The following is a 265-nucleotide window of genomic DNA, read 5'->3' as shown; positions in this document are numbered from 1 at the left end:
CTAGCATTCAGGCCTCTTGACTCTCCTAATACGCTAGATAGGCTAAGTCCTTGCTCCAAAATAGGTATAGGCTCAATTCTTCCAAATTCACCTAAAACAAAGACTCTGTTACGACTCTGACTGTTGACGTGTACAGAATCACCGTCTTGCAAATATATCTGATTGGCTGAAGAACCCATTTCGCGCAATGACTGCAAACCTAATGAATAGCTTTGACCTTTACGATTCAATATAATATTGTTTGAATCACCAATTGTGGTTGCTC

The 265-nt window shown here is 40.0% G+C and carries 1 pseudogene; it reads right to left on the bottom strand.

What is annotated here, in order from left to right:
• Positions 1-265, bottom strand: a pseudogene (locus tag AAEY83_RS15805) (polysaccharide biosynthesis/export family protein); the annotation flags it as partial.

The organism is Psychrobacter sp. TB20-MNA-CIBAN-0197 (assembly GCF_040309765.1).
Taxonomy (GTDB): domain Bacteria; phylum Pseudomonadota; class Gammaproteobacteria; order Pseudomonadales; family Moraxellaceae; genus Psychrobacter; species Psychrobacter submarinus.
Note: the sequence above shows the minus strand (reverse complement) of the source record. Positions and strands in the feature narration are given on the sequence as shown.